The 4,140-nt window shown below is 71.0% G+C and carries 4 protein-coding genes; 2 read left to right on the forward strand and 2 right to left on the reverse strand.

The features are described 5' to 3' along the window. On the forward strand, positions 1-316 hold a 316-nt coding region (locus tag VFS34_00035; GenBank protein HET9792820.1), incomplete at its 5' end, for a hypothetical protein. A gap of 73 nt (positions 317-389) precedes the next feature. Next, entirely contained in the window at positions 390-1,610 is a 1,221-nt protein-coding gene (locus VFS34_00040; GenBank protein HET9792821.1) for a beta-glucosidase, read from the forward strand. Between the two features lie 88 nt (positions 1,611-1,698). On the opposite strand, the gene VFS34_00045 is transcribed toward VFS34_00040, so the two are convergent. Both VFS34_00045 and VFS34_00050 read right to left on the reverse strand, forming a co-directional pair. Beyond that, a complete protein-coding gene (locus VFS34_00045; GenBank protein ID HET9792822.1) occupies positions 1,699-2,739 on the reverse strand; it encodes a lipocalin-like domain-containing protein in 1,041 nt (346 codons plus the stop codon). Continuing rightward, a partial coding sequence (locus VFS34_00050) for an ABC transporter permease (protein ID HET9792823.1) occupies positions 2,736-4,140 on the reverse strand: 1,405 nt, incomplete at its 5' end. The genes VFS34_00045 and VFS34_00050, both read right to left, overlap by 4 nt.

Raw genomic sequence — 4,140 nt, forward strand, 5'->3', positions numbered from 1 at the left:
GTCGCCGGCGTTTCCCTCCGGAGGAGCGGCGGTCACCCCGATCGCGCGCCCCGCGGATCGGGAGAAGGTCGACGTCGTCTCCGCCGGCGGATACCTGTTCCGATCCGAGACGTTCGATCGCCGATGGAGAGCGCGGATCGACGGTCGCCCCGTTCGCGTCGTGGCCGCCGATTTCTCGTTCCAGGCCGTCCGCGTTCCCCCCGGACGGCACCGCGTCGAGTTCTCCTATTCCGATCCCGGGGTGTCCGCGGCGATGGCCGTCTCGCTGGTCGCGCTCGCCGCGATCGGCTGGCGGCTTCGCCCGGAAGCGGGTTGACGGAAGGCCGGAAGGAGGGCCCGTCGCGATTGACCGTTCCGGCGGGCTCCGGTACGGTGACTTCGGGGGTGTGATGATTCGGCGACTCTTTCCGAGCTTCTTCATCGGCGGTTTCGAATGTTCCAACCACGTCCGGCGAGACGGCGTGCGGCTCGACATGATCGCGTCGACGGCGCACGACCGCTGGGCCTACGAGGACTACGTGCGGCTCGGCTCGGCGGGAATCCGCACGGCGCGCGACGGAATCCGGTGGAACCGCATCGAGAGCGCCGACGGGAGCTACGACTGGTCTTCGACCGTGGAGATGCTCCGGGCGGCTCGCCGGGCGCGGGTGCGCGTGATCTGGGACCTGCTCCATTTCGGGTGGCCGGACTTCGTCGACGTCTTCTCTCCCGAGTTCGTTCCCCGCTTCGAGAAATTCGTCCGCGCCTTCCTTCCCGTCCTCGGAGACGAAACGGACGAGGTCCCGTATCTGGCTCCCGTCAACGAGATCTCGTTCCTCTCCTTCGCGGGGGGCGAGGAGGGGTTCTTCAATCCTTTCGCGAAGAAGAGGGGAGACGAGCTCAAACGACAGCTCGTGGCCGCTTCGATCGCCGCGTGCGGCGCGATTCGCGAACGATGGTCCGATGCCCGCCTCGTGCACACCGATCCGATCATCCACATCATCGCGGATCCGCGCCGTCCCCAGGACCGGCGCCGCGCCGAGGACCATCGCCTGTCGCAGTTCGCGGCATGGGACATGATCGCCGGACGCGTGCAGCCCGAGCTCGGCGGCGCTCCGGAGTTCCTCGACGTCCTCGGCCTCAACTACTACATCCACAACCAGTGGGTGCTCGACGACGGCGTCGTCGTCCCGTCGCATCCGCAGCACCTTCCGCTCCGCTACATGCTCCGCGAGGTCCAGGAGCGCTACGGGCGGCCGATGTTCATCGCGGAGACCGGAATCGAGGACGACGTTCGGCCGGCGTGGCTCCACTACGTCGCCAAGGAAGTTCGCGGCGCGTTGCGGCTGGGGGTCGGCGTCGCGGGGATCTGCCTCTACCCGATCGTCAATCATCCCGGTTGGGAGGACGACCGCCACTGTCACAACGGGCTCTGGGACTACGCGGACGCCCGCGGCCACCGCGAGTGGTACGAGCCGCTCGCCGACGAGATGCGGCGCCAGGAAGCGCTGTTCTCGGACGAGCGCGCCGCGGCGGAAGCCGACGACGAGCGCTTCGACCATACCGAGTGGGCGGTGCTCGACGAGGCGGCTCGGCACATCGACGAAGAGACGACGCGTTCGCGGGCGTGAAGCGGCCGCCGGATCCGACGACGTTTCCGGGACGCGCCGGGAGGCGAGACGCCCACGCGTCGGGCTCGGTGTCCAGCGGCCCGGGAATTCACGGGAGGTCCGTTCCGGCATAACCGGTCAGCTCGACGTAGCTCTTCCCGGTCACCGCGGCGCCGCCGGCCCTTCCCGAAACCGTGCACGCTCCTTCCCAGTAGGTCACGCGGGTGGACCGGCTCGTCACGAGCTCCTGGTCGGGCAGCCGGGGGGTGACCGCGACGTCGACGCCGCGGGACGGGACGCGCACCCGCCATCCCGAGGGGTAGATCGCTCCGCTTCGGGGCGAACGCCACCGTCCGGCCGGCGCCACGTCGAAATCGCCGGCGGCGAGCGGGAAGGCACGGCCGTCGGCCGCGACGAACGTTCCCTGAGAGAAGGGGGAGTCGCCCCCCGATTTCGCGCGAAGGCGATAGAGCATCGTTTCGGTTCCGTCGGAGAGCTGGATCGCGAACCAGTCCCACCCCGCGAGGTCGGCGGGGAGTCCCCCCGGACCGAACTCGTGGTCGAACCAGGCGATCCCGGTCACCGCTTCCGGCGCGCCGCCCTGCGACAGCGTGCCCGAAACGGAAAGCCGCGGGAACGAAACGTAGTTCGAGTATTCGTCCGGCCGCGGTCCCTTCCGCGAGATCCCGCCCGGGCCGTTCCGGACGAGCGGCTTCACGGGCGCGAGCCGCAGCGCGATCGAACCGGACGGCATTCGCGCGCGCAGAACGTGCGTGGCGCCTTCCGCGCGCGCCTCCCAGTCCTCGTTGAAGACCGCGAGGCGGCCGGCGTCGGCGCCGGCGATCCCGGGAAACGGGCGGTGGAGCTTCTCCGCCCAGGCGAAGGTCCGCCGATCGACGTCCGTGAGGGCGAAATGCGCGGCGTCGAGATCGTCGCCGTCGGCGAGTCTCGCGCGGAAGAACGTGAGCTCGAAGCCGAACTCGCGCCGGGATGCCGTCTGCAGGTGTCCCGTGTAGTACCACCACTCGGCCTTCGCGTCGGGGTGCGCGGCGAGCAGAGAGGCGTCGGCCACCGGCGTCCGCGGCGGGGGGGCGGGAGTTCCGCCGACGATCGCCGCGAGGAGGACGCGGGCGAAGGCTCCCGGTCTCATTCTTCCCGGATCGCTGCCGCCGCGTCTCCGGAAACGGCGATCCGCGACGGAACGAGGCTGGCGGCGATCGTCGTCGCGAGCGCGAGGGCGAAGCCGAGAGCGATTCCGACCCATGGAACCGCCGGGCGGATCGACCAGCCGAACGACTGCGGGTTGATCACGAGGATCAGGAGAGCCGCAAAAGCGGCGCCCGCGAGCACGGCGAGGATGAGCGAGCCCGCGCCGATCAGCCCCGCCTCGATCGCGATCGAGCGCCGGAGCTGGTTTCGCGACGTCCCGAGCACGCGGAGAAGGGCGAGTTCCCGGCGGCGCTCGACGATGAGGGCGAAGAGCGCGTTGACGACGCCGAGCCCCGCGACGAGGAGGGCGATCCCCTCGAGCCCCCAGGTCACCGCGAAGGTGCGGTCGAAGATGCGCCGAACCTCCCTCCGGAGCGTGCGGTTCGTCAGGATCGTGAGCGCGTACCGTCCACCCGCCGCCGCGAGAATGCGGTCCCGGAGAGCTTCCGGGGAGATCCCGGGGGCCGCGCGGATCGCGACCGTCGAGACGTCGGTGTCGTGGAAGAGCGCGACGAAAACGGGACGGTCGATGACGACCGTCCCGCGGTCGTTCGAGTAGTCGGGATAGACGTCCGCGACCGTGAACGTCCGGGTCCCCGAGGGCGTCGGGACGACGACCCGGTCTCCGCGCTTCTTCCCGAAATGCCGCGAGAACGGCTCCGACACGAACGCTTCCCCGAGCCGGCGCGCTCGCCCGAAGACGGCCGCCGGATCGCGTCCCGATTCGAGCGGGAGCGCGCCGATGCGCACCGCCGTCCCGAAGTCGCCGGCTCCGACCGTGAACGGCTCTCCCTTCGCGTCCTGGACGTCGACCGTCCGGAACGGGTCCGCGACCGCGACTCCCGGAACCGCGCGCAGGAAGTCGACCGCGTCCGCGGGGATCGTGCCGATGATGCCGCGCCGCTCCCCGGTCGCCGACTTCACGAAGAGGTCGGAGGAGACGGACTGGTCGACCCAGGCGATCACCGTGCGGCGGAGGGAAGCGATCATCACGGCCATCGCGCCGCTCATGCCGAGGGCGAGAGCGAGCGCCGCGATCGCGACCGCGTTCTTCGACAGATTCCCCGCGAAGAACGCCGCCGCGAGACGGCCGGGCGCGCCGAAGAGCCGGCGCAGAGGGCGCCGGACCGCGCGCTCGAGGAGGAGGACCGCCGCCGGAGCGCCGCAGGCGAGCGCGGCGATCGCGCAGCCCACCGCGGCGAAACCGAAGAGCGGGAAACCGCGAACGGCGGGCAGCATCGCGAGCGCCGCGGCGGCGGCGGCACACCCGCCCGCCGCGAGCGCGTATCCGAGCGCCCGGCCCCGCCGGCGCCGCTCGATCGCTCCGGCGCGCATCGTCGTC

The organism is Thermoanaerobaculia bacterium, assembly GCA_035717485.1.
Classification (GTDB): Bacteria; Acidobacteriota; Thermoanaerobaculia; order UBA5066; family DATFVB01; genus DATFVB01.

Bases quoted from the DNA above. Each gene is read 5' to 3' on its own strand.
- VFS34_00040 (HET9792821.1), top strand. From the start codon at position 390: ATGATTCGGCGACTCTTTCCGAGCTTCTTCATCGGCGGTTTCGAATGT.
- VFS34_00045 (HET9792822.1), bottom strand. From the start codon at position 2,739: ATGAGACCGGGAGCCTTCGCCCGCGTCCTCCTCGCGGCGATCGTCGGC.